Below are 21,515 nucleotides of genomic sequence, written 5' to 3'. Positions count from 1 at the left end.
GGGAGGAACCCGATCATGGAGAACATGGTGGACTTCGAGACCGACCTCGCGGCGCTGCAGGACCTGCCGGAGACCGAGTCCGTCGAGCTGACCGGCCACGGCGCCGGCTGCCAGTACACCTGTCTCATCCTCACCTGCCTGATCTTCACCAACAGCTGATCCAGGCGGTGAGCCGTGGGTGCCGTCCCCGCCTGTCCGGACAGGCGGGGACGGCACCGTCCGTTTCCCCGCACATGCCCGACCCCCGACCCGACGTTCCGACGGGAGCTCCTACTTGCCCCGCCGCCCCACCGGCTGGACCCTCGCACTCGGCATCGCCCTGCCGGTCGGGGCCGCCACCACGCTCGCCCTGCCCGCCGCCCTCGCCGCGGCCGTCGACGCCGCCCTCGGCCACCGGCCCGAGTCCGGCGCCTTCGTGCGGCTCGCCCTCGTCCTGGGCGTGGCCGCCGCGGCCGACGCCACCGCCGCCGCGGCCGCCCCGGCCTGCTCCGCCGAGGCCACCGCCGCCCTGCGCGGGCGCCTCGTCCGCCACCTGCTCACCCTCGGACCCGGCGGCCGGCTCCGCCACGGACCACCGCCCGGCGACCTCGCCGCCCGCCTGCTGGGCTCGGCCGGCGACGCTGGCGGCCGGCTGCCCGCCGTCCTCGGCGCGGCCACGGCGCTGCTCACCTCGGCGGGCGCGATCGTCGGGCTCGGGCTGCTGTCACCGTGGCTGGCGCTCGCCTTCTTCGCGGGCGTCGTCCCCGGCGTGGTGCTGATCCGGCTCTTCCTGCGCGAGGCCGGGCCGGTGTTCGCCCGCTACCAGGAGGTCCAGGCCGACCTTGCTGCCCGGCTCGGCGGCGCCCTCACCGGACTGCGCAGCATCCACGCCGCCGGCGCCGAACAGCGTGAGGCGGCACGGGTGTTGGCGCCGCTACCGGACCTGTCCGCCGCCGGGCTCGCGCTCTGGGCGGCGCAGCGGCGCACCGCCTGGCAGGCCACCCTGCTGATCGCGGTGGTCGAGGTCGCGGTGCTCGCCACCGCCGGGGCGCTCCTCGCGGGCGGCACCCTGGCTCCCGGGGCGCTCGCCGCCGCGGCCGGCTGGGCGGCCCTCGGCGCCGGGCTCTTCGAACAGGTCGAGGCGCTGGTCGCGGTGGCGCACGCCCGCGCCGGGCAGGCCCGGGCCGACGAACTGCTGGCCGTCCGCCCGGCCGAACCCGGCCGGGCGGCCCTCCCCGCCGGCGGCTACGGGGAGGTCGTCCTGCGCGGCGTGGTGGTGCGCGACGGCGACCGGGTGCTGCTCGGCCCGCTCGACCTGACGATCCCCGGCGGCCGCACGGTCGCGCTGGTGGGACGCTCCGGCTCCGGCAAGTCCCTGCTGGCCGCGCTGCCCGGGCGGCTGCGCGACCCCGACGAGGGCGCCGTACTGATCGACGGCGTCCCGGTGGACGCGCTGGCCCCGTCCGAACTGCGGCACGCGGTCGGCTACGCCTTCGCCCGGCCCGCCCTGATCGGCCGTACGGTCCGCGACGCGCTGGCCGGCGCCGGCCCCGCCGAGGCGGCGGCCGCCCGCGCGGACGGCTTCCTCCAGCGGCTGCCCCGGGGCTGGGACACCCCGCTCGACGAACTCCGGCTCTCCGGCGGCGAACTGCAACGCCTCGGCCTGGCCCGGCTCCTGGCCCAGCCCGCCCGGGTCGTCGTCCTCGACGACGCCACCTCGGGCCTGGACCTCGCCACCGAGCACCTGGTCACCGAGGCCCTCGACCGCGCCACCCTCGGTCGCACCCGGCTGGTGGTCGCCCACCGCGCCGGCGTCGCCGCCCGCGCCGACCTCGTCGCCTGGCTCGACGCCGGCCGCCTGCGCGCCCTCGCCCCGCACGCCACCCTCCTCGCCTACCCCGACTACCGCGCCGCCCTGTCGGACACCGCCCTCCAGACGGCCGCCGTCTGATGGCCCGCCACCGCACCCCGCCCGACGGCGGCGCGGGAAGTCGGCCCTCTCGACTTCCCACGCAACCGCCCGCCCCGGCGCCCGGCACGAGGAGTCGGCATCGCCGACGGCCCGCAACAGCCGGAGCCCCGCACCGGCCCGGCGCGGGCCGACCGCCCGGCACCGGAAGTCGGCGTCGTCGACTTCCGGCGTCCGCCTCCCCCGGGTGGGTGCTGCTGTTCCGGCAACTGGCCGTCACGCGCGGGCCGCTGCTCCGGCTGCTCGGGTGGTCCGGGGTGGAGGCGCTGCCGCCGCTGCTGTCCGGGCTGCTCGTCTCGGCCGCCGTCGACCAGGGGTTCCTGGCCGGGCGGCCGGGGGCCGGGGTGGCCTGGCTGGCCGGGTTCGGCGCCTCGATGGCCGTCCGGGCGTACGCGGCGCGGGCCGGGTTCCCGCACCTGGCGGGGGTGGTGGAGCCGCTGCGGGACACCCTGGTCGAGCGGGTGGTCCACAGCGCGCTCGCCCGGCCGTCGGCGGATCCGGCCGAGGTCGCCCGGCTCACCGAACAGGTCGAGTCCGTAAGGCAGTTGACCGCCACCCTGCTGCGCACCCTGCGCGGCGTCGGGGTCACCCTGGTCGCCGCCCTGGCCGGTCTGGCGCTGCTGGCGCCCGTCGTCCTGCCGCTGGTCCTGCTGCCGCTGCTCGCCGCCGGGTTCCTCTTCGCCCGTCTGCTGCGCCCGCTGGTGGCGCGGCGGCACGCGGTCGTGCTCGCCGAGGAGCGGCTGGCCGCCGAGGCGGGGCGGGCGCTGCACGGGTTGCGCGACGTGCAGGCCACGGGCACCCGGGAGCAGGTCGCCGAGGCACTGACCGGGGCCGCCCGGGCGAGCGCCGCCGCCTCCCGCGCCCTGGGCCGGGCCTCGGCCCTGCGCGCGCTGGTCGTGGCCCTCGGCGGCCGGCTGCCCGTCCTGGCCGTCCTCGCCGCCGCGCCGTGGCTGCTCGCCCGCGAGGCCCTGACCCCCGGCGAACTGCTCGGCGTCGCGACCTATCTGCTGCAGCAACTCGACCCGGCGGTGCGGACGTTGTCGGGTACGGTCGGCGGCTGGCTGCTCAACCTCGCCGTCGTCCTGGACCGCCTGGCGGCCACCACGATCGGCCCGCCGGCGGACACCGCCCCCAGCGCGCTGCCGGGGAGAGCCCCGGGGCAGGAGCCGGAGGTACGGGTCAGCGGGTTGAGGTACGGGCACGGCGGGGCCGGGGCGCCGGTGCTGGAGGGGCTGGAGTTCGGGTTCGCGCCCGGGGAGCACGTGGCCGTGGTGGGGGTGAGCGGGGCGGGGAAGTCGACGCTGGCGGCCCTGCTGGCCGGGGTGCTGGCGCCGACGGGCGGGGCCGTGTCGGTGGGCGGAGTGCGGCCGGACGGGCTGGCGGGGGCCGCGCGGGCGCGACTGGTGGCGCTGGTGCCGCAGGAGGCGTACGTGTTCCCGGGGCCGGTGCGGTCCAATCTGACCTGGCTCTCCCCGGAGGTCACGGAGGAGCAACTCGCCCGTGCCGTCCGCGTACTGGGGGCCGATCAGGTGGTCGCGCGGCTGGGCGGCCCGGAGGCCGTCCTGCGCGATCCGGGCGTGTTGTCGGGCGGGGAGCGGCAGTTGCTCGCGCTGGTGCGGACGTATCTGTCGCCGGCGCCGGTCGTGGTGCTGGACGAGGCGACCTGCCATCTGGACCCGCGTGCGGAGGAGCGGGTCGAGCGGGCGTTCGCCGCCCGGCCAGGGACTCTCGTCGTGGTCGCGCACCGGATCAGTTCGGCCCTGCGCGCGGACCGGGTGCTGCTGCTGGACGGCGGGCGGGGGGTGCTCGCCCGGCACGGCGATCTTCAGGTGCTGTCCCCGCTGTACCGCGAGTTGGTCGGTCACTGGCTGGGTTCGACGGCGGGTCGCGCGTCATGATCTCGATAGGATCTCGTCCGTTCCGGCCGTTATGGTGGCCGGGGCACGGGCCGCGATCACCGGCTGTGGCGCGTACCGAGCGCCCGATCGGGGACCCGACCGCGCGCCGCCAAGCGCCGGCCGGGCGCCGATGACCTGCACCCTCCGCACGGAAAAGACGATTTCTGATGTCCGACACCCTCACCGCCTCCACCGGACCCGCGGCCAACGGGACCGACGCCGACGAGAGCACCGCCGGGTACACCTCGTCGCACGGCCGGCACCGGGGCCGTTCCGCCGCCGACGACAAGCCCGAGGCCGACCCGCACGGCCGGCACCGCGCCGCGGCGGACCGGGGCTGAGCACACCCGCACCGGAAGGGCCCGTCAGGGGGAGCACCCCCCGGCGGGCCCTCGTCGCGTTCGGGCAGGGCCCGCGGCTCAGCGCCCCAGCGTCACGACCGTGCGCAGCGCCTCGCCGCTGCGCATCTGGGCGATCGCCTCGTTGACGTCCGACAGGTCGACGCGGTGGCTGATCATGCCGTCGAGGTCGATCCGCCCGGCCCGCCACAGGTCGACGACCAGGGCGATGGTGCGGGCCACCGGCGCCCCGCCGTAGAGCGAGGGCAGCAGGCGCTTCTCGTTGAAGAACAGCTCGCCCATGGTGAACTGCGCGAGGTCGTCCTGCGCGCCGGCGCCGATCACCACGACCGCGCCGCCGCGCCGGGCCGCGTCGTAGCCGGCCCGGACGGTGGCGGACCGGCCGACGGCCTCGAAGACGTAGTCGAAGCCGCCGCCGGGCAGGCCCTTCGCCGTCGCCCTGAGGTCCTCGGGGGCGATCGCCTCGGTCGCGCCGAACGCCAGTGCCCGCTCGCGGCGCGAGACGACCGGGTCGACGACGGTGATCCGGGCGGCGCCGCAGACCCGGGCACCCTGCACGGTGGCGACCCCGACCCCGCCCGCGCCGATCACCGCGACGGAGGCGCCGGGTTCGACCCGGGCGGTGTTGACGGCGGCGCCGACGCCCGTGGTCACCCCGCAGCCGATCAGCGCGGCGGCCTCGTACGGCAGGTCGGCGGGCACCTTGATGACGGCGTCCGCAGCGACCACGACCTCCTCGGCGAACGCCCCGGTGCCGTAGAACCCGGAGGCCTCGACCGCCGCGCCGCCGTCCTCGAAGCGGAAGCCGGGCGCGCCGAGCCGCCGCAGGCTGGCGATGCACAGGTGGCCGCGGCCCCGCTCGCAGTGCGCGCAGCGGCCGCAGGGCGCCATCCAGCAGAGCACCACGCGGTCGCCGGGGGCGAGGCCGGCCACGCCCTCACCGACCTCCACGACCTCCCCGGCACCCTCGTGCCCGGGGACGAACGGCGCGGGCTGCGGCAGGACGCCGCTCATCGCCGAGAGGTCGGAGTGGCAGAGGCTGGCAGCGCGCATCCGGACCCGTACGGCGCCCGGCCCGAAGCCGACGGCCGTCACGTCCTCCCGGACGTCAAGGGTCTCCTGGCCGGTCTTGTGCAGGACGGCTGCGCGCATGGGGCTGCTCCCGGTGTGCCTCGTGTGCTCGGTTCTCCACGGTCGGGCCCGATTCTGACACGGGCGACCCGACCCGACTAGAACACGTTCCAGGGCCGCTGTGGTCCGCCCCTCTACCGTCGAGTAGGGTCCGGGGCGAACGCGTTCGCGCACGTCCCGAGCCCGAGGAGCACCGTCATGTCCGACCTGCTGGAGAGTGTCCGCCCGGCGGCCGAGGTGCTGGCGGCGTTCGAGGCGGCCACCGGATTCATGCCGGTGGACGAGGGGCTGGCGCTGTACGCGGCGGCGGTGACGGCGGCGCGGCGCACCGGGCTGCCGGTGCTGGAGATCGGCACCTACTGCGGTCGCTCGGCGGTCCTGCTGGCGGCTGCCGCCCGGGAGACCGGGACGACCGCGCTGACGGTGGACCACCACCGCGGCTCGGAGGAGCAGCAGCCCGGCTGGGAGTACCACGACCCGACGCTGGTGGACCCGGAGGTGGGGCTGATGGACACCCTGCCGCGGTTCCGCCGGACGCTGCACGCCGCCGGGCTGGAGGAGCACGTGGTGGCGCTGGTGGGCCGCTCGCCGCGGATCGCGGCGCTGTGGGGCCGGCCGCTGGCCCTGGTGTTCATCGACGGCGGGCACACCGACGAGCACGCGACCGGCGACTACGAGGGCTGGGCCCCGCACCTGGCGCCGGACGGGCTGCTGGTGGTGCACGACGTGTTCCCGGACCCGGCGGACGGCGGCCAGGCCCCGTACCGGGTGTACCTGCGGGCGCTGGCCGAGGGCTTCGAGGAGGTCTCGGTGACGGGCTCGCTGCGCGTCCTGCGCCGGACCGCCGCGAGCTAGCCGCTCACCACCCGCCGCCCACCGCCCGATCCGCCAGCCGATCCGCCGCCCGATCCGCCGAGCGGCCCCACAGTCCTGCACGGATGCTCTAACGTCGTGCCGGAGCTGTCGGGCGGAGGTTCGAACGGTACGGTGTCCGCGCAGCACCAGGCAGAGCATCGGCGGACGGTGGGGGCTAGCGGCACATGACGGACCAGCACAACACCGCTCCGGCAGTCTGGGACCCCACCGCGCGCGGCGGCGCGGGCGGCTGGGTGCGCGGCCCGCAGCGACCCGCCGAGCCCACCCCGGCGCAGCCCGCCCCCGCCCAGCCCGCCGCACCGCGCCCCGGGGCCGCACCGCAGGACGGGGCCGCGCTGCCGCTCGCCACCGGCGCCGTCGGGGACCAGGGCCCGCCGCTGGGTGCCCGCCCGTACCTGGCCGCCCCGAAGCCGCCGTCCGTGCCGCCGCCGGCGCCGTTCCCCTCCCACGCGTCCGCGCAGACCCCGGGGCCCGGCTACGTGTCCGGCGAGGCCCCCGGCCCCGGCTACGTGTACCCGCCGCAGCCGCCCGCCGGCCCGCAGCAGCCCCCGTACGTCCCGTACCAGGGACAGCCCGACTACCCCGCCGACTACCCCTCCGGTTACCCCGCCGACTACGAGGAGCCGGACGACGGGGACCGCCCGAACAACCGGAAGGCACCGCTGCTGATCGGCTTCGCGCTGCTCCTGGTGGTGGCGGTCGGCGGCGGCCTGCTGGTGGCCGCCCAGAACAGCGGCGACAAGAAGGACCAGGCCTCGCCCGCCCCGCCGTCCGCCTCCGCGACGTCCACCGGGAACCCGCCGACGGGCCCGGCGCCCACCGGTACGGACGCCGCGCCGAACGGCGCCACCGACCCGGCCTCGTCCGCCGCGGCGCCGTCCCCGACCGCGAGCGGTGCCGGCGCCAACGCCAAGACGCAGGCACAGGCCCTGGACGGCCTGCTCACCGAGGGCGAGAGCGCGAAGGCCCCGATCGGCAGCGCGGTCGCCAAGGTGAGCAGCTGCCCGGCGAAGGCCGACATCGAGAGCGCGGCGCAGGTGTTCGACAACGGCGCCAAGCAGCGCGACGAACTGCTGCGCAAGCTCGCCAAGCTGAGCGCCTCCGACGTGCCGGGCGGCGCGGACGCGATGGCGTCGCTGAAGTCCGCCTGGCAGCTGTCGGCCGACATCGACCGGGCGTACGCGAGCTGGGCGCGGGCGGTCGCCGGCCAGGGCTGCTCGGGCTCGGCCCCGAACACCGCCGACAAGAAGCGGGCCGACGAGCTCAACCCGCAGGCCACCCAGGCGAAGAAGGACTTCGCGGGCAAGTGGAAGCCGATCGCCGACACGTACGGCCTCACCCCGCGCACCCAGGACAGGATCTGATCCACCCGTGACCGGCCCGAACTCCCGACCGCCCCGCCGTTCCACCCTGCTGCGCGCCACCACGGCGGTGGGCGCGGCCGTTCCGCTCTGCCTGGCGGGCTGGCTGGGCTGGCAGTCCCTCGGCCACTCCGCGGCGGTGGGCGGCACCGCCGCGCCGGCCACCTCCCCGGCCGGAACCGCCACACCGGGCACCACCACCCCGGGAACCGCCACACCGGGAACCACCGCACCGGGAACCCCGGCCCAGACGCCGACGACCCCGGTACCCCCGACCACCCCGACGACGCCCGCCCCGTCGAACACACCCGCCCCGTCGGACACCCCGGTCTCCCCCACCGCGCTCACCGGCCGCACCATCCTGCTCGACCCCGGCCACAACCCCGGCAACTCCGCGCACACCGCCGAGATCAACCGCCTGGTCGACATCGGCAACTCCCGCAAGCAGTGCGACACCACCGGCACCGAGACCAACTCCGGCTACACCGAGGCCGAGTACACCCTGGACGTCTCCCACCGGGCCCGCGCCATCCTGGCCGCCCGCGGCGCGACGGTGGTGCTGGCGCAGGACGGCGACCGTCCGTGGGGCCCCTGCATCGACGAGCGCGCCCGGGCCGGCGCCGACGCGCACGCCGACGTGGCCCTGTCGGTGCACGGGGACGGCGGTCCGGCGGGCGGCAGCGGGTTCCACGTGATCCTCCCGGCGAAGGTGGCGGCCGGGAAGGCGGACAACTCGGCGATCGTCGAGCCGTCGCGCCGGCTCGGCCTGCTGCTGCGCGAGCGCTTCCGCGCCGCGACGGGCGAGCCGTACGCGGACTACACCGCGAGCGACGGCCTGGACACCCGCTCCGACCTGGGGGGCCTGAACCTGTCCACGGTGCCGAAGGTGTTCATCGAGTGCGGTAACATGCGCAACCCGGTGGACGCCAAACGGATGACGGATCCTCAGTGGCGGCAGCGGGCGGCCCAGGGGATCGCCGACGCGCTGACGGCGTATCTGACCACCCGGTAAGGAAGTTGGGCCGGGGCGGCCGACGGCGTGCGCGCCGCCCGGGTCGCGCCTTTGGCAACGACTTCGCCCCATTCCCGGTCCCGCCGTGCACCGGCGGTGCGGTTGGGCCTAGGCTTCTGGTCCGTTCGGGAGTTTCGGCCGGTCAGCCCGACCGCACGAACCGCCGTCCACGACACGTCAACGAGGGGAACGTTAGTGAATCTGCGCGCTCTCACCAGGGGAGACGCCGCCGTCGCCGGCGCGGCCGTCCTGCTCTTCATCGCCTCCTTCCTGCCCTACTGGACGGTGGACTGCACCGGCCGGTACTGCGGCGACACATCGCAGAACGCGTGGAGCACCCAGCTGTTCCCCATCCTGCCGTCGATCTACCTGCTCGGCATCGCCGCCGCGGTGCTGATCCTGCTGCACCGCTTCCAGGGCGAGGCCGCGGCCGGGCGCCAGGTGCTCGGCCTGCGGCTGGACCAGTGGGGCATCGCCTTCGCCGTCGTCGCGCTGTGGACGGCGCTGTGGTCGCTGGGCGGCGGCCCGTCCGGCGGCAGCTTCGGGCACGGCTTCGGTGCCTGGCTCGGCCTCATCGCGCTGATCGTGCTGGCCGGTGCGGCCGCGGCCGCGCCGCTGGTGCCCGCGCTGAAGGCCCCGCTGGTCGCCGACCGTCCGGCGGCCGTCCCCTACCAGGGCGGCTACCCGGCCCCGGGCCAGCCGGTGCAGCCCGGCCAGTACGGTTACCCGGCCCCGGGCCAGGACCCGAACCAGGCCCCGGCGTACGGCGCCCAGCCCGGTGGCTACGGCTACCCGGCGGCCGGCCAGCCGCAGCCGGTGCAGGCCGGCCAGCCGCAGGACACGGCCGCCGCCCCGCAGCCGGTCCCGGCCGCGCAGCCGCAGCCGACCCCGGCCGCCCCGGCGGCCGACTTCGCACCGTTCTGGTTCGCCGTCCCGGCCCCGCGCTCGCTGGCGTCGAAGGACAACCCGGCGGGCGCCCCCGTCGGCGAGCTGGTGCCCGGCACCTGGTACCTGGCGGTCGAGCAGCGCGGCAGCGCGCTGGTCGCCCAGCTTCAGGACGGCACCGTCGGTCTGCTGGCCGACACCTCGGGCATCCAGCGCGGCTGACGCCCCCGCCAGTACGACGAAGGGGTGGGACCGGATCTCTCCGGTCCCACCCCTTCGCGTTGCCCGTACGAGCCTCAACCGTCGTGCGGGCCCCAGCCGTCGTGCGGGCCTCAGCCGTTCGCACCGGCATCGGCCACGGCTACGGGCCTCAGCAGCAGTCCTGGACCACCAGCCCGGCGGGCAACTGCTCCCCGCCGAAGACCGCGACCGTCGCCGGGTCGCCGCCGAGCGCGGCGACCGCGAGCAGCAGCGCGCCGGCCGTCCAGGTGGTGCGCTCCTCCGGCCAGACGGCGTCGTCCTCGAAGACGTACCCGGTCCAGTAGGAGCCGTCCTCGTGCCGCAGGTGCTTCTGGATCCAGCGCAGGATCTCCACGGCGCGGTCGGAGCGGCCGATCGCCCAGAGCGCGAGGGCGAGTTCGGCGCTCTCGCCGCCGGTCACCCACGGGCGGTCGCTGACGCAGCGCACGCCGAGGCCGGGGACGACGAAGCGGTCCCAGTCCCGGTCGATCCGTTCCAGCGCCGCGTCGCCGCGCAGTCCGGTGCCGAGCACCGGGTAGTACCAGTCCATCGAGTAGCGGCCCTTGTCGAGGAACCGCTCGGGGTGGTGGGTGATGGCGTGCCCCAGCCGGCCGGCGGCGAGCTCCCAGTCGGGCTGCGGCTCCTCCAGGTACTCGGCGATGGCCAGCCCGCAGCGCAGCGCGTGCAGCATGCTGGACGAGCCGGTGAGCAGCGCCTCGTCGGTGGCGGTGCCGTCCTCGTCGAGGCGCCAGGCGATCGGGCCGCCGGGCAGCCGCTGGCCGACGATGAAGTCCAGGGCGCGCCGGACGACGGGCCAGATCCACTCCAGGAAGGCGTCGTCGCCGGCGCTGAGGTGGTGGTGCCAGACGCCGACGGCCACGTAGGCGCAGAAGTTGGTCTCCTTGGCCCGGTCGGTGACGGCGCCGTCGGTGTAGGCGGCGTACCAGGAGCCGTCCGGGTTCTGGGTGGCGGCGAGCCAGCGGTAGGCGGCCTCGGCGGCGGCGTGCTCGCCGGCGGTGTCGAGGGCCATGGCGGCCTCGGTGTGGTCCCACGGGTCGAGGTGGTGGCCGGCGAACCAGGGTATGGCGCCGTCGGGAAGCTGTTCGGCCAGGATGCTGCGGACGGTGCCGGCGGCCTGCTCGGCGTCGAGCACCCCGTCGAGCAGCAGTGCCTCGGGGACGGCGGCGGTCATGCGTCCACGCGCCCGGGCTCGGTCCGCCGCGGCTTGGACGCGTAGGCGACGAAGCTCTTGCCGATGACCGGGTTGAGCGCCCGTTCGGCGGCCTTGGTGAGGGTGCTGATCACCGGGGTGCCGACGATGTCCCAGACCAGCAGCTGGTGGTAGGCCTTGACCGGCAGCGCCTTGTCGTTGTTCACGCCGACCGCGCACTTGATCCACCAGTACGGCGAGTGCAGCGCGTGCGCGTGGTGGGTGCCGTAGGGCTCCAGGCCGGCGTCCTTGAGCTTGCCGAGCAGTTCGTCGCCCCGGTAGATCCGGATGTGGCCGCCCTCGACCTCGTGGTACTCGTCGGACAGCGTCCAGCAGATCTTCTCGGGCAGCCAGCGCGGCACGGTGACGGCGAGCAGCCCGCCCGGCTTGAGCACCCGGAACATCTCGTTGAGCACACCCTTGTCGTCCGGTATGTGCTCCATCACCTCGGAGATGATGATCTTGTCGAAGTAGTCGTCCTCGAACGGCAGCGCCAGCGCGTTGCCCTCCATCGCGACCGCCGACGCACCCTCCGGGGCCTCACCGGCCTGCTCCATCGCGGCGAACCACTTCTGGACCTCGGCGATCTCCTCGGCGTTCTGGTCGAGGGCGATCACGTTGGCGCCGCGGCGGTAGCACTCGAACGCGTGCCGGCCCCCGCCGCAGCCCAGGTCGAGCACCCGGTCGCCGGGGGCGAGCGGGAAGCGCGAGAAATCGACGGTCAGCACTGCAGGGCTCCCATTCCTTTTGCTACCAAGCGGACTTGACGCCGCGTCAGTTCGATCCGCTACCGCTCCGCACCGGGCGGCCGGGGCCGCCGGGCGGGCGCCCCGCAGGGCGACCGGAGCGACTCAGGGCACGTACCGCCAGCCCGGCCCGGAGCGGGCCCGGGCGCCGGCGCCGGTGGCGATCGCCGCCCGGTAGGCGTCGGCGGTCAGCTCGGCGGCCCGCGCCCAGGTGAACCGGGCCAGCACCCGCTCCCGGCCGGCCGCGCCGAGCCGGGCGCGCAGCCGCGGGTCGTCCAGCAGCCGGCCGAGCGCCGCCGCCAGCCGGTCCGGCTCCCCCGGCGGCACGGCCAGGCAGGTCTCCCCGTCCGGCCCGGCCACCTCGGGGATCGCGCCGCCGGTGGTGGCGACCAGCGGGGTGCCGGTGGCCATCGCCTCGGCGGCGGGCAGCGAGAAGCCCTCGTACAGCGACGGCACGCAGGCCACCTCGGCCGAGCGGTAGAGGTCGACCAGCTCCTGGTCGGTCAGACCGCTGCGGAACTCGATGTGGTCCGCCAGCCCGAAGCGGCGCACCGCCTCCGCCACCGGGCCGTCCTCCTTCTGCGGCTTGCCGACCACCACCAGGTGCGCGGGGCGCTCGGTGCGCACCTTCGCCAGCGCCTCGACCAGGAACACCAGACCCTTGAGCGGGACGTCCGCGCTGGAGGTGGTGACGATCCGTCCGGGGACGCGGGCGATCTCCTCGGAGGGCGACCAGAGCCGGGTGTCGGCGCCGATCGGCACCACCGAGATCGCGCCCGGCGCGGCGCCCAGGTGCTCGGCGATCTCGCGCTGCGAGGTGCCGGAGACGGTGATCACGTGGTCCAGCCGGGCGGCGACCCGGCGCTGCATCCGGGTGAAGGCGTACCAGCGGCGCAGCGACAGCCGCTTGACCCGGGTGGTGGCCGCGTCCAGCTCCAACTGCCGGTCCACGGTGATCGGGTGATGGATCGTGGTGACCAGCGGGAAACCGTGCCGGGCCAGGCCGAGCAGGCCGTAGCCGAGCGTCTGGTTGTCGTGCACCACGTCGTAGCGGCCCTTGTGCCGGGCCAGGTACTGGCGGGCGCGCAGCGAGAAGGTCAACGGCTCGGGGAAGCCGCCGGTGCGCATGGTGGCGAACTCCAGCACGTCCACCGGGCTGCGGAACTCGCCGCGGGCGGGCGTGCGGAACGGGTCCTCGGCGCGGTAGAGGTCCAGGCTGGGCAGCTCGACCAGGCGCACCGAACCGGGGCCGTCGACCTCGTCCAGCACCGGGTACGGCTGGGCACCGATCACGTCCACGTGGTGGCCGAGCCTGGCCAGCTCACGGGAGAGGTGGCGCACGTACACGCCCTGACCGCCGCAGAAGGGGTCCCCGCGGTACGACAGCAGGGCAATCCGCAGCGGCTGCGCGGTCATCCTCGGGCCCTCATCTCTAGCTGCTATTCCTGTGCTGCTGCTGTCTCTGCGTTGGCGACGGCGCTGCCGCCGGTCGCTAAAGTAGATCAGGTTTCAGTGGCTGTGGAACTCGTCATCGACCATGTGAACAATGAGAGACCTCGAAGATACCGGCCCGTAGCTTTCCCTCAGGAGCCAGGGCTGGTGATTCCCGCCACGCCGACCCTGCCGACCTTGTGGAGCACGCCGCCACCCACGCGCCCCGGGAGCACTCCTTGCCGCCGCCGACCACCTCCACGAGCCCCACCACCCCGCCCCCCGCGCAGCCGGGCGAGCCGCCGCTGACCGCCCGCCAGGCCGAACGCCGGCGCCGGATCCTGCGGGCCGCCACCGCCCTGGCCGCCCGGGGCGGGTACGAGGCGGTGCAGATGCGGGAGGTCGCGGAGACCGCGCAGGTCGCCCTCGGCACGCTCTACCGGTACTTCCCCTCCAAGGTGCACTTGCTGGTCGCGGTCATGCTGGAGCAGTTGCAGGGCCTCCAGGAGCACATCCGGCGCCACCCGCCGACCGACCCCGAACCGGCCCCGCGGGTCGCCGACACACTCACCCGCGCCTTCCACGCGCTCCAGCGCGAACCGCTGCTCGCCGAGGCGATGGTCCGGGCGCTGTCCTTCGCGGACCGTTCCGTCGGCGCCGAGGTGGACCAGGTCAGCACCGCCACCGGCCAGCTCATCCTGGACGCCATCGGCCAGTCCGGGCCACCCAGCGAGAGCCAGCGCGCGGCCGTCCGGGTGATCGAGCACACCTGGCACTCTGCCCTGGTCGCCTGGCTCTCCGGCCGCGCCTCGATCGCCGAGGTCCGGGCCGACCTGCACACCGCGGCCCGGCTGCTCACCCTGCCCTGACTGGAACCTGTTCCTGCCCGGGCGGGAGGGGCCGGCCGCCCCCGGCGGTTAGAGTCGACGGACAGCACAACTTCATCCCGTCCCTCCCCCGGGGGAAGCCGGTGCGAATCCGGCGCTGACCCCGCAACCGTGAGCCCGGCCCCCGTGACGGCCCGGGCGAGTCGGACCGCCCGTGGAGGGGCGAGCGGCCAGCCCGGGCCCGCCACGCGCACCGCCCGGCACCGTCGAGGACTACGGAACGGCCCCGCCGGGCCACCACCGCTCACCGAAAGGCACACCTCCACCATGCTCACCGCCGCCCGTCTGGGCGCCGCCGCCCTGTCCGCCGCGCTCCTCGCCGGCGCCACCGCCGGACCGGCCCTCGCCGACAGCCCCGCGCCCACCGCCGCCGCCGTCCCCGACGGCCTCTACGGCAAGGGCGACCCGACGTACGACGGCGTCTGGCGGCAGTCCCTCGCGCTCACCGCGCTCGCGGCGGCCAAGGCCACCCCGGCCGACTCCGCCGTCGGCTGGCTCACCGGACAGCAGTGCGAGGACGGCGGCTGGCCCTCCTTCCGAGCCGCCGGCGCCGCCTGCGACCCCAAGACCGAGGACAGCAACGCCACCGCCGTCGCCGTCCAGGCCCTCGTCGCCCTCGGCGGGCACCAGGAAGCCGTCGACAAGGGCGTCCAGTGGCTCAAGGCCACCCAGAACGCCGACGGCAGCTGGCCCTACAACCCCGGCAGCCCCGGCGACGCCAACTCCACCGGCCTCGCCGTGAACGCCCTCTTCGCCGCGAAGACCGACCCGGCCGGAGTCGCCAAGGCGGGCAAGAACGCCTTCGACGGGCTCGCCCTCTTCCAGCTCGGCTGCGCCGCCCCCGCCGACCAGCGCGGCGCCTTCGCCTACCAGCCCGACCCGTCCTCCGGTGCGCTCGCCCCCAACGCCCTCGCCAGCGCCCAGGCCTCGCTCGCCGCCGCCGGCGGCCACCTCCCGGTCGCCACCACCGCCCGCACCGACGCCGCGCCCAAGGCCCTCGGCTGCGACTCCGCCGCCGCCTCCACCGCGGCTGCTCCGGTCGCGCACGCCGACTCCGGCGAGGCCGCCGGGGCGTACCTCACCGCCCAGCTCGCCGCGGGCGGCAACCACCTCACCCTCACCACCCCCGGCGCCGCCCCCACCCCCGACTACAACGCCACCGCCTGGGCCGCCCTCGGCCTCATCCAGAGCGGCCACCCCCAGCAGGCCGCCGGCGCCGTCGACTGGCTCGCCAAGGAAGGCGCCGGCTGGACCAAGGGCGGCACCGACGCCGCCGCCACCGCCAGCCTCCTGCTCGTCACCCAGGCCGCCCAGCGCGACACCGCCCCGCTGACCGCCGAGCTCACCGCCCTCGGCCCGGCCCTCAAGGCCACCGCCGGCACCGCCCCGACGACGGCGGCGCCCAAGAAGGACGACGGCATCGGCCAGTACTGGCTGATCATCGTCGGCCTCCTCGTCGGCCTCGGCGGCGGCCTCCTCCTCAGCCTCCAGCGCAAGCGCGGCCAGAGCCTGTGACACCCCGCCCCGCGCGCCTGGGCCGCCTGGTCCGCCGCCGTGGCCGCCGCGCTCTCGGCTCGCGGCTCGGCTCGCTGCTCGGTGCGATGCTCGGTGCGGTGCTCCTGCTGGTCGCCTCCGCCGGGGCGCCGGCGGAGGCGGCGACGGGATACCGGTACTGGTCGTTCTGGCGTGCCGGCGGCGACGGGTGGCTGTACCAGCAGCAGGGGCCGGCCGTCGCCGTGCCGCCGGACGGGGCCGTGGACGGGTGGCGGTTCGCGGTGAGTCCGGACGGCGGGCAGGATGCGGCACGGCCCCGGACGGCGGGCGACTTCGCCGCCGTCTGTGCGGACACGCCCGCGCAGGCGGGCCGCAAGCGGGTCGCGGTCGTGCTGGACTTCGGCACGGCCACCGACTCCGGCTCCGGCTCGGCTTCGGGCTCGGGCTCGGCTTCCGGTTCCGGTTCCGGTTCCGGTTCCGGTTCCGGTTCGGGCGAGGCGCCGCCCGAGCAGCGGAGCGCGTGCGCCAGCGTCGTCTCGAACGCCACCTCGGCCGAGGTGCTGGCCGCCGTCGCCCCGCCGCTGCGCTACGACGCCAACGGCCTGCTCTGCGCCATCGCGGGCTTCCCGAAGGCCGGGTGCGCCGACCAGCTCGGGTCGGCGGCCAAGCCGGCCGACCCGTCCGGCGACGGCGGCGGCTCGGACTCCGGCCCGGACGTCGGCCTGATCGCCGGTGGCGCGCTGATCGCCGTGCTGGCCGGCGGTGCCGTCTGGCAGGCGCGCCGCCGCCGCACCTCCTGACGCCTCCCGAGCCCTTCTTCCCCCCCTCCCGCACCCCTCCGGACCCCTTCACCTGGACTGACCCATGAGCACCGCCCGCGCCACCCGACCGCCCACCGGACCCCGGCAACTGCACCCCGGGGCCTGGTGGTTGTGGGCGCTCGGGCTGGGCGCGGCGGCGACCCGCACCACCAATCCGGTGATCCTGCTGCTGCTCGCCGCCGTCGCCGGGTACGTGGTCGCGGCCCGGCGAGGCGACGCGCCCTGGTCGCGTTCGTACGGCGCGTTCCTGCGACTGGGCCTGCTGGTGCTGGGCATCCGGCTGGTGTTCGCGGTACTGCTCGGCTCGCCGATTCCGGGCACGCACGTGCTGTTCACACTGCCCGAAGTGCCGCTTCCCACCTGGGCGCAGGGAGTGCGGATCGGCGGCCGGGTGACCGTGGAGGGACTGCTCGCGGCGCTGTACGACGGGCTGCGCCTGGCCACCCTGCTCGTCTGCGTGGGCGCCGCGAACGCGCTGGCCAGCCCAGCCCGACTGCTGCGCGCCCTGCCCGGCGCGCTGTACGAGGCGGGCGTGGCGGTGGTGGTGGCGATGACCTTCGCGCCGAACCTGGTCGCGGACGTCCGCCGGCTGCGGGCGGCCCGCCGCCTGCGCGGCCGCACCGACCGGGGGATCGCCGCCGTGCTGAGCGTCGGACTGCCCGTCCTGGAGGGCGCGTTGGAGCGTTCGGTGGCGCTGGCCGCGGCGATGGACACCCGCGGCTTCGGCCGCACCGCGGACGTCCCGCGCCGACTCGCCCGGGCGACGGCCGCGCTCACCCTGGCCGGCCTGCTCGGGATCTGCCTGGCCGCGTACGGGCTGCTGACCGCGGGCGGCGCGGGCTGGGCGCCGCCGGTGCTGCTGCTGGGCCTGGCCGCCGCCTTCGCCGGACTGCTACTCGGCAGCCGACGATCCGTCAGGACGCGCTACCGGCCCGACCCTTGGGCACTGCCCGAGTGGCTGACCGCCGGATCGGGCGCCGCCGTCGCCGGGTTGACCATCTACCTGTCCACGCGCGACCCGGCCGCCTTCGCGCCCACCGTCGTCCCGCCGACCGTCCCCGCACTGCCGCTGGCCGCCGTGCTGGCCGTACTGCTCGGCCTGGTACCGGCATTCGCCGCCCCGACCCCGCCCCGGAGGGCTTCGTGATCACCTTCGAGCAGGTCTCCGTCCGGTACGCGGACGCCGCCGCCCCCGCCGTCGCGGACGTCGACCTGACCGTCCCCGAAGGCGAACTCTGCCTGCTGGTGGGCCCGTCGGGCTCCGGCAAGTCCACCCTACTGGGCGCGGTGAGCGGGCTCGTCCCGCACTTCACCGGCGGCACCCTGCACGGCCGGGTCACGGTCTGCGGCCGGGACACCCGCGAGCACCGGCCGCGCGAACTCGCCGACCTGGTCGGCACGGTGGGCCAGGACCCGCTGGCGCACTTCGTCACCGACACCGTCGAGGACGAACTCGCCTACGGCATGGAGTCCCTGGGCCTGCCCGCCGACGTGATGCGGCGCCGGGTCGAGGAGACCCTCGACCTGCTCGGCCTCGCCGACCTGCGCGACCGCGCCCTCACCTCCCTCTCCGGCGGCCAGCAGCAGCGCGTCGCGATCGGCTCGGTGCTCACCGTGCACCCGCGCGTCCTGGTCCTCGACGAGCCCACCTCGGCGCTGGACCCGGGCGCCGCCGAGGAGGTGCTGGCCGTCCTCCAGCGGCTGGTGCACGACCTCGGCACCACCGTGCTGATGGCCGAGCACCGGCTGGAGCGCGTCGTCCAGTACGCCGACCAGGTGCTGCTGCTCACCCCAGGCGCCCCGCCCGTCCTCGGCGAGCCCGCCGAGGTGATGGCGCACTCCCCGGTGCACCCGCCGGTGGTCGGCCTCGGACGGCTCGCCGGCTGGCGGCCGCTGCCGCTGTCCGTCCGCGACGCCCGCCGCAAGGCCGCCGGGCTCCGCTCCCGGCTGGACGGTCTGCACCCGGGCCCGGCCCCTGCTCCAACCGTTTCGACCGACGCACCGATCGCCGCCGCCGAACGCCTCGCCGTCCGGCGCGGCCCCGTCCAGGCCCTGCGCGGCGTCGACCTGGCGCTGCACCCCGGCGAGATCACCGCCCTGATGGGCCGCAACGGCGCCGGCAAGTCCACCCTGCTGGGCAGCCTGGTCGGCCTGCACGCCCCCGCCTCCGGCCGGGTGACGGTCGGCGGACGCACCCCGCACCGCACCCGCCCGGCCGAACTGATCCGCCAGGTCGGCCTCGTCCCGCAGGACCCGCGCGACCTCCTCTACGGCGAGAGCGTCACCGCCGAATGCGCCGCCGCCGACACCGACGCGGACGCCACCCCCGGCACCTGCCGCGCCCTGGTCGAACGGCTGCTGCCCGGCATCGCCGACACCGCCCACCCGCGCGACCTCTCCGAAGGCCAGCGGCTCACCCTCGCGCTCGCCGTCGTACTCACCGCCCGGCCCCCGCTGCTGCTGCTCGACGAGCCGACCCGCGGCCTCGACTACGCCGCCAAGGCCCGGCTGGTGGAGATCCTGCGCGACCTCGCGGCGGAAGGCCACGCCGTCCTGCTCGCCACCCACGACGTCGAACTCGCCGCCGAACTCGCCCACCGCACGGCGATCCTGGCCGAGGGCGAGATCGTCGCCGACGGCCCGACGGCCGACGTCGTCGTCTCCTCCCCCGCGTTCGCCCCGCAGGTCGCCAAGGTGCTGGCACCCGGCCCGTGGCTCACCGTCCGCCAGGTCGCGGAGGCGCTCAGCGCATGAGCCGCCCCGCTCCTTCCGGTGTTCCTGCTGGTCGCCCCGTTCCGCTCGGCCGCCGCTCGGTGACGGCCCTGCTCCTGACCTCCCTCGTCGGCGTGGCGGCCTTCGGCTGGCCGCTGCTCGCCTCCACCAAGTCCGCCCTGGTCGGCCACGCCACCGACGCCCCCTGGCTGTTCGCCCTCCTGCTGCCGCTGCTCCTCGCCGTCGTCATCGCCCAGATCTCCGAGGGCCGCACGGCGGGCGGCGGCGCGCCCGGCCTGGACGCCAAGTCCGTGGCCCTGCTCGGGGTGCTGGCGGCGGCGGGCGCGGCACTACGGCCGCTCGGCGCGGGCACGGCGGGGCTGGAGCCCATGTTCTTCCTCATGGTGCTGTCCGGCCGGGTGCTCGGTCCGGGCTTCGGCTTCGTCCTCGGTTCGCTGTCGATGTTCGCGTCCGCGCTGCTCACCGGCGGCGTCGGGCCCTGGCTGCCGTTCCAGATGCTCGCCATGGGCTGGGTCTGCCTCGGCGCCGGCCTCCTCCCGGGCTCCGCGCGCCTGCGCGGCCGGCGCGAGCTCTGGCTGCTCGCGGGCTACGGCGCGCTGGCTTCCGTCCTCTACGGCACGATCATGAACCTCCAGGGCTGGCCGTACATCGCCGGGCTCTCCGGCTCCATCTCCTTCGTCCCCGGCGACCCGCTGCCCGCCAACCTGGTCCGCTTCGCCGCCTACTGCCTCACCACGTCGCTGGGCTGGGACCTCCCCCGCGCCGCCCTCACCGTCGTCCTCTGCCTCACCCTCGGCACCGCCGTCCTGCGCGCCCTGCGCCGCGCCACCCGCCGGGCCGCCTTCGACGCGCCGGTGACGTTCCGGCCGCCGGACTCCCGGCCGCCGGGCGGGTGAACTCCGTCTCCCCACCCCGGGGTCGACTACGGCAAGGCCCGCGACACCCTCGGAGCCCGGCACTCCCCGCAGACCTGCCCGACACCCGCGACGGGCCGCCCGCACAAGCCGTCCCGCCCGGGGCACTCATGCCGACGCGGCCCCGACCCGCCGCCGCCCAGCGGGGTCAACGGAACGGGCGGCACCTTCGCCAACCGCCCCGCCAGCACCGCCCCCACGCTGTGCGTGACCCTCTCCGGCAAGGGCGCGGCCAGGATCCCCGCCAGCGCCTCCCCGCTCCACCCGCCCGCGAGCAGCCCCTCCACCCGCGCGGCCTGGTCGCACAGCGGCTTGCCCGCCAGCGCCATCCTGGGCTCCCTGCGCCCGAGTTCGAGCAGCAGCGCCATGCCCGCCGTCAACTTCCCGGACGGAGGGACGGAGGGAACTTCCGCTTCCTTCCCCATCACCTTTCCGGAAGGGCTTCCCGCCTTCCCGGCGTACGTCACCCCAGCTCCGGGCCCACCGGCGGCCGGGGACACGGGAAGCGGCGGCACGGTGTGAACCGCCTTGCCCGTCACCGGCACTTCGTGCACCGAGACGATCGTCCGCACCTGCCCCGTCACCGGATCCCGCTGCGTCCGCCGCACGTAATGCCCGGCCGCCTCCAGCTCACGGAGCGCCCGCGCCACCGTCGCCCGGCCCTCGACGCTCTTCGCCGCCAGCGTCCGGATGTCCTCCCGCGCACCGTCCGGCAGGCTGAGCAGGTAGCTGAGCAGCCCACGCGCCGCCCAACTCAGCGAGTGCTTCCGGACGACGTGGCCGTTGTCGAGGATCGTGTACCCGGGCGAGTGCTTCGGGATACGATGAATGTGCATTCGGGAGTCCCTAACTCCTGGTGCCATTCCCCGGGGTGTTCGCGCACCGCCGGGGCTCACTTTTGCCGCGCACAGGCCGTCCCTCCGAACGCCCGCGCCGACCCAATGATCACCGTAATGCGCTAACCGAGCGTCAAACTCCCTACCACATCACCCAAACGGGCGGCGCAAGCGCACACCCCCCAGCGCGCCCCAGGCCCACAAGCCCGGAACACGCCCCACATCATGGGCGAGTTGCTACGTTCGACTCATGGCCGACTACGAAACCACGTTCCGGTCACTGGACGGCACGGAACTGTTCGGCACGGTCACTTCCTTCCCAACTCCCCCAGCGGCACTCGCCGTTCTCACCCACGGAGCTGGCGTCACCCGCGAAGAGGGCGGGTTCACCTCGACCCCGAAAAGCGCTGCGCCGACGTGCAGTCGCCAGTGCTCATCGTCCACGGAACGAAGGACACCTTCGTCGACGTCGAACTGTCCCGCCGGTTCGCGCCGCTGTTCGGCGCCGGATCCGAACTGTACGAACTCGACGGCGCACAGCACGGCTTCGCCGTGCACGATGACCCCACGTACGCACACCCGCAGTCACAGGCGTGGCAGCGCGAGGTCGTCGCCAAGGTTGCCGACTTCCTCTCCCTCTAGGCAGTGTCGTCAAAGGTCAGGCCCACATGAGGAGTGAGGCGAGGGTGGCGGCGGCTTGGTAGGACACGGCGGTCTTGTCGAACCTGGTGGC

At 75.7% G+C, this 21,515-nt stretch carries 20 protein-coding genes and 1 riboswitch; of the genes, 15 read left to right on the top strand and 5 right to left on the bottom strand.

Going from position 1 to position 21,515, the window contains the following annotated elements; all coding sequences use genetic code 11:
* Positions 1-15: 15 nt before the first annotated feature.
* The 4 genes from ACIOGZ_RS38085 to ACIOGZ_RS38070 all read left to right on the top strand — a co-directional run bounded on the left by ACIOGZ_RS38085 (position 16) and on the right by ACIOGZ_RS38070 (position 4,187).
* Positions 16-159, top strand: coding sequence for a VenA family class IV lanthipeptide (locus ACIOGZ_RS38085; protein ID WP_159398410.1), 144 nt, complete (start codon positions 16-18; stop codon positions 157-159).
* A gap of 115 nt (positions 160-274) precedes the next feature.
* Positions 275-1,930, top strand: coding sequence for an ATP-binding cassette domain-containing protein (locus tag ACIOGZ_RS38080; RefSeq protein WP_400989293.1), 1,656 nt, complete (start codon positions 275-277; stop codon positions 1,928-1,930).
* A gap of 209 nt (positions 1,931-2,139) precedes the next feature.
* Positions 2,140-3,846, top strand: a complete 1,707-nt coding sequence (locus ACIOGZ_RS38075; RefSeq protein ID WP_400989291.1) for an ATP-binding cassette domain-containing protein — start codon at positions 2,140-2,142, stop codon at positions 3,844-3,846.
* A gap of 167 nt (positions 3,847-4,013) precedes the next feature.
* Positions 4,014-4,187, top strand: a complete 174-nt coding sequence (locus ACIOGZ_RS38070; RefSeq protein ID WP_363580823.1) for a hypothetical protein — start codon at positions 4,014-4,016, stop codon at positions 4,185-4,187.
* A gap of 78 nt (positions 4,188-4,265) precedes the next feature.
* On the opposite strand, the gene ACIOGZ_RS38065 is transcribed toward ACIOGZ_RS38070, so the two are convergent.
* Positions 4,266-5,357 (bottom strand): alcohol dehydrogenase catalytic domain-containing protein, encoded by a 1,092-nt coding sequence (locus ACIOGZ_RS38065; RefSeq protein WP_363580821.1) that lies wholly within the window; start codon positions 5,355-5,357, stop codon positions 4,266-4,268.
* Between the two features lie 177 nt (positions 5,358-5,534).
* Here ACIOGZ_RS38065 and ACIOGZ_RS38060 point away from each other — a divergent pair, with 177 nt between their 5' ends.
* The 4 genes from ACIOGZ_RS38060 (at position 5,535) to ACIOGZ_RS38045 (ending at position 9,692) form a co-directional block, all read left to right on the top strand.
* Positions 5,535-6,191: a class I SAM-dependent methyltransferase gene (locus ACIOGZ_RS38060; protein ID WP_363580819.1), complete on the top strand. Its 657-nt coding sequence runs from the start codon at positions 5,535-5,537 to the stop codon at positions 6,189-6,191.
* Between the two features lie 185 nt (positions 6,192-6,376).
* The gene (locus ACIOGZ_RS38055) at positions 6,377-7,576 is read left to right on the top strand and encodes a hypothetical protein (RefSeq protein WP_400989289.1); all 1,200 of its coding nucleotides are present in this window, start codon (positions 6,377-6,379) and stop codon (positions 7,574-7,576) included.
* Positions 7,577-7,583: 7 nt separating this feature from the next.
* Positions 7,584-8,585 (top strand): N-acetylmuramoyl-L-alanine amidase, encoded by a 1,002-nt coding sequence (locus ACIOGZ_RS38050; RefSeq protein WP_400805541.1) that lies wholly within the window; start codon positions 7,584-7,586, stop codon positions 8,583-8,585.
* A gap of 195 nt (positions 8,586-8,780) precedes the next feature.
* Positions 8,781-9,692 carry a hypothetical protein gene (locus ACIOGZ_RS38045; RefSeq protein WP_363628577.1) on the top strand — a complete coding sequence of 304 codons (912 nt, stop codon included), beginning with the start codon at positions 8,781-8,783 and terminating at the stop codon, positions 9,690-9,692.
* A gap of 148 nt (positions 9,693-9,840) precedes the next feature.
* Here the strand turns inward: ACIOGZ_RS38045 and ACIOGZ_RS38040 are convergent, their stop codons facing one another.
* The 3 genes from ACIOGZ_RS38040 to ACIOGZ_RS38030 all read right to left on the bottom strand — a co-directional run bounded on the left by ACIOGZ_RS38040 (position 9,841) and on the right by ACIOGZ_RS38030 (position 13,082).
* Positions 9,841-10,902: a prenyltransferase gene (locus ACIOGZ_RS38040; RefSeq protein WP_350885009.1), complete on the bottom strand. Its 1,062-nt coding sequence runs from the start codon at positions 10,900-10,902 to the stop codon at positions 9,841-9,843.
* Positions 10,899-11,648, bottom strand: a complete 750-nt coding sequence (locus ACIOGZ_RS38035; protein ID WP_363372252.1) for a methyltransferase domain-containing protein — start codon at positions 11,646-11,648, stop codon at positions 10,899-10,901. The genes ACIOGZ_RS38040 and ACIOGZ_RS38035 overlap by 4 nt, the downstream gene beginning before the upstream one ends.
* A 123-nt stretch (positions 11,649-11,771) precedes the next feature.
* Entirely contained in the window at positions 11,772-13,082 is a 1,311-nt protein-coding gene (locus ACIOGZ_RS38030) for a glycosyltransferase family 4 protein (RefSeq protein WP_079135554.1), read from the bottom strand.
* Positions 13,083-13,336: 254 nt separating this feature from the next.
* Between ACIOGZ_RS38030 and ACIOGZ_RS38025 the strand changes: the two genes are divergently transcribed.
* The 6 genes from ACIOGZ_RS38025 to ACIOGZ_RS38000 all read left to right on the top strand — a co-directional run bounded on the left by ACIOGZ_RS38025 (position 13,337) and on the right by ACIOGZ_RS38000 (position 19,928).
* Positions 13,337-13,966 carry a TetR family transcriptional regulator gene (locus ACIOGZ_RS38025; RefSeq protein ID WP_063351068.1) on the top strand — a complete coding sequence of 210 codons (630 nt, stop codon included), beginning with the start codon at positions 13,337-13,339 and terminating at the stop codon, positions 13,964-13,966.
* 92 nt (positions 13,967-14,058) lie between these two features.
* Positions 14,059-14,134: riboswitch (cobalamin riboswitch) on the top strand.
* A 117-nt stretch (positions 14,135-14,251) separates the two neighbouring features.
* Positions 14,252-15,499 (top strand): prenyltransferase/squalene oxidase repeat-containing protein, encoded by a 1,248-nt coding sequence (locus ACIOGZ_RS38020; RefSeq protein WP_363580810.1) that lies wholly within the window; start codon positions 14,252-14,254, stop codon positions 15,497-15,499.
* Entirely contained in the window at positions 15,496-16,278 is a 783-nt protein-coding gene (locus tag ACIOGZ_RS38015) for an SCO2322 family protein (protein WP_400989287.1), read from the top strand. The genes ACIOGZ_RS38020 and ACIOGZ_RS38015 overlap by 4 nt, the downstream gene beginning before the upstream one ends.
* Positions 16,279-16,342: 64 nt before the next feature.
* Positions 16,343-17,446 carry a CbiQ family ECF transporter T component gene (locus ACIOGZ_RS38010; protein ID WP_400989284.1) on the top strand — a complete coding sequence of 368 codons (1,104 nt, stop codon included), beginning with the start codon at positions 16,343-16,345 and terminating at the stop codon, positions 17,444-17,446.
* A complete protein-coding gene (locus ACIOGZ_RS38005; protein ID WP_400989282.1) occupies positions 17,443-19,053 on the top strand; it encodes an ABC transporter ATP-binding protein in 1,611 nt (536 codons plus the stop codon). The genes ACIOGZ_RS38010 and ACIOGZ_RS38005 overlap by 4 nt, the downstream gene beginning before the upstream one ends.
* A complete protein-coding gene (locus ACIOGZ_RS38000; RefSeq protein ID WP_400989280.1) occupies positions 19,050-19,928 on the top strand; it encodes an ECF transporter S component in 879 nt (292 codons plus the stop codon). The genes ACIOGZ_RS38005 and ACIOGZ_RS38000 overlap by 4 nt, the downstream gene beginning before the upstream one ends.
* A gap of 26 nt (positions 19,929-19,954) precedes the next feature.
* On the opposite strand, the gene ACIOGZ_RS37995 is transcribed toward ACIOGZ_RS38000, so the two are convergent.
* Positions 19,955-20,782, bottom strand: coding sequence for a helix-turn-helix domain-containing protein (locus tag ACIOGZ_RS37995; RefSeq protein ID WP_400989278.1), 828 nt, complete (start codon positions 20,780-20,782; stop codon positions 19,955-19,957).
* A 225-nt stretch (positions 20,783-21,007) separates the two neighbouring features.
* Between ACIOGZ_RS37995 and ACIOGZ_RS37990 the strand changes: the two genes are divergently transcribed.
* Positions 21,008-21,424 (top strand): dienelactone hydrolase family protein, encoded by a 417-nt coding sequence (locus ACIOGZ_RS37990; RefSeq protein ID WP_400989276.1) that lies wholly within the window; start codon positions 21,008-21,010, stop codon positions 21,422-21,424.
* The last annotated feature ends 91 nt before the right edge of the window (positions 21,425-21,515 follow it).

Source organism: Kitasatospora sp. NPDC088160, from assembly GCF_044741445.1.
Lineage (GTDB): Bacteria > Actinomycetota > Actinomycetes > Streptomycetales > Streptomycetaceae > Kitasatospora.
Note: the sequence above shows the minus strand (reverse complement) of the source record. Positions and strands in the feature narration are given on the sequence as shown.

Bases quoted from the DNA above. Each gene is read 5' to 3' on its own strand.
- ACIOGZ_RS38085 (WP_159398410.1), top strand. From the start codon at position 16: ATGGAGAACATGGTGGACTTCGAGACCGACCTCGCGGCGCTGCAGGAC.
- ACIOGZ_RS38070 (WP_363580823.1), top strand. From the start codon at position 4,014: ATGTCCGACACCCTCACCGCCTCCACCGGACCCGCGGCCAACGGGACC.
- ACIOGZ_RS38065 (WP_363580821.1), bottom strand. From the start codon at position 5,357: ATGCGCGCAGCCGTCCTGCACAAGACCGGCCAGGAGACCCTTGACGTC.
- ACIOGZ_RS38060 (WP_363580819.1), top strand. From the start codon at position 5,535: ATGTCCGACCTGCTGGAGAGTGTCCGCCCGGCGGCCGAGGTGCTGGCG.
- ACIOGZ_RS38055 (WP_400989289.1), top strand. From the start codon at position 6,377: ATGACGGACCAGCACAACACCGCTCCGGCAGTCTGGGACCCCACCGCG.
- ACIOGZ_RS38040 (WP_350885009.1), bottom strand. From the start codon at position 10,902: ATGACCGCCGCCGTCCCCGAGGCACTGCTGCTCGACGGGGTGCTCGAC.
- ACIOGZ_RS38030 (WP_079135554.1), bottom strand. From the start codon at position 13,082: ATGACCGCGCAGCCGCTGCGGATTGCCCTGCTGTCGTACCGCGGGGAC.
- ACIOGZ_RS38020 (WP_363580810.1), top strand. From the start codon at position 14,252: ATGCTCACCGCCGCCCGTCTGGGCGCCGCCGCCCTGTCCGCCGCGCTC.
- ACIOGZ_RS38010 (WP_400989284.1), top strand. From the start codon at position 16,343: ATGAGCACCGCCCGCGCCACCCGACCGCCCACCGGACCCCGGCAACTG.
- ACIOGZ_RS38000 (WP_400989280.1), top strand. From the start codon at position 19,050: ATGAGCCGCCCCGCTCCTTCCGGTGTTCCTGCTGGTCGCCCCGTTCCG.
- ACIOGZ_RS37995 (WP_400989278.1), bottom strand. From the start codon at position 20,782: ATGCACATTCATCGTATCCCGAAGCACTCGCCCGGGTACACGATCCTC.
- ACIOGZ_RS37990 (WP_400989276.1), top strand. From the start codon at position 21,008: ATGGGCGAGTTGCTACGTTCGACTCATGGCCGACTACGAAACCACGTT.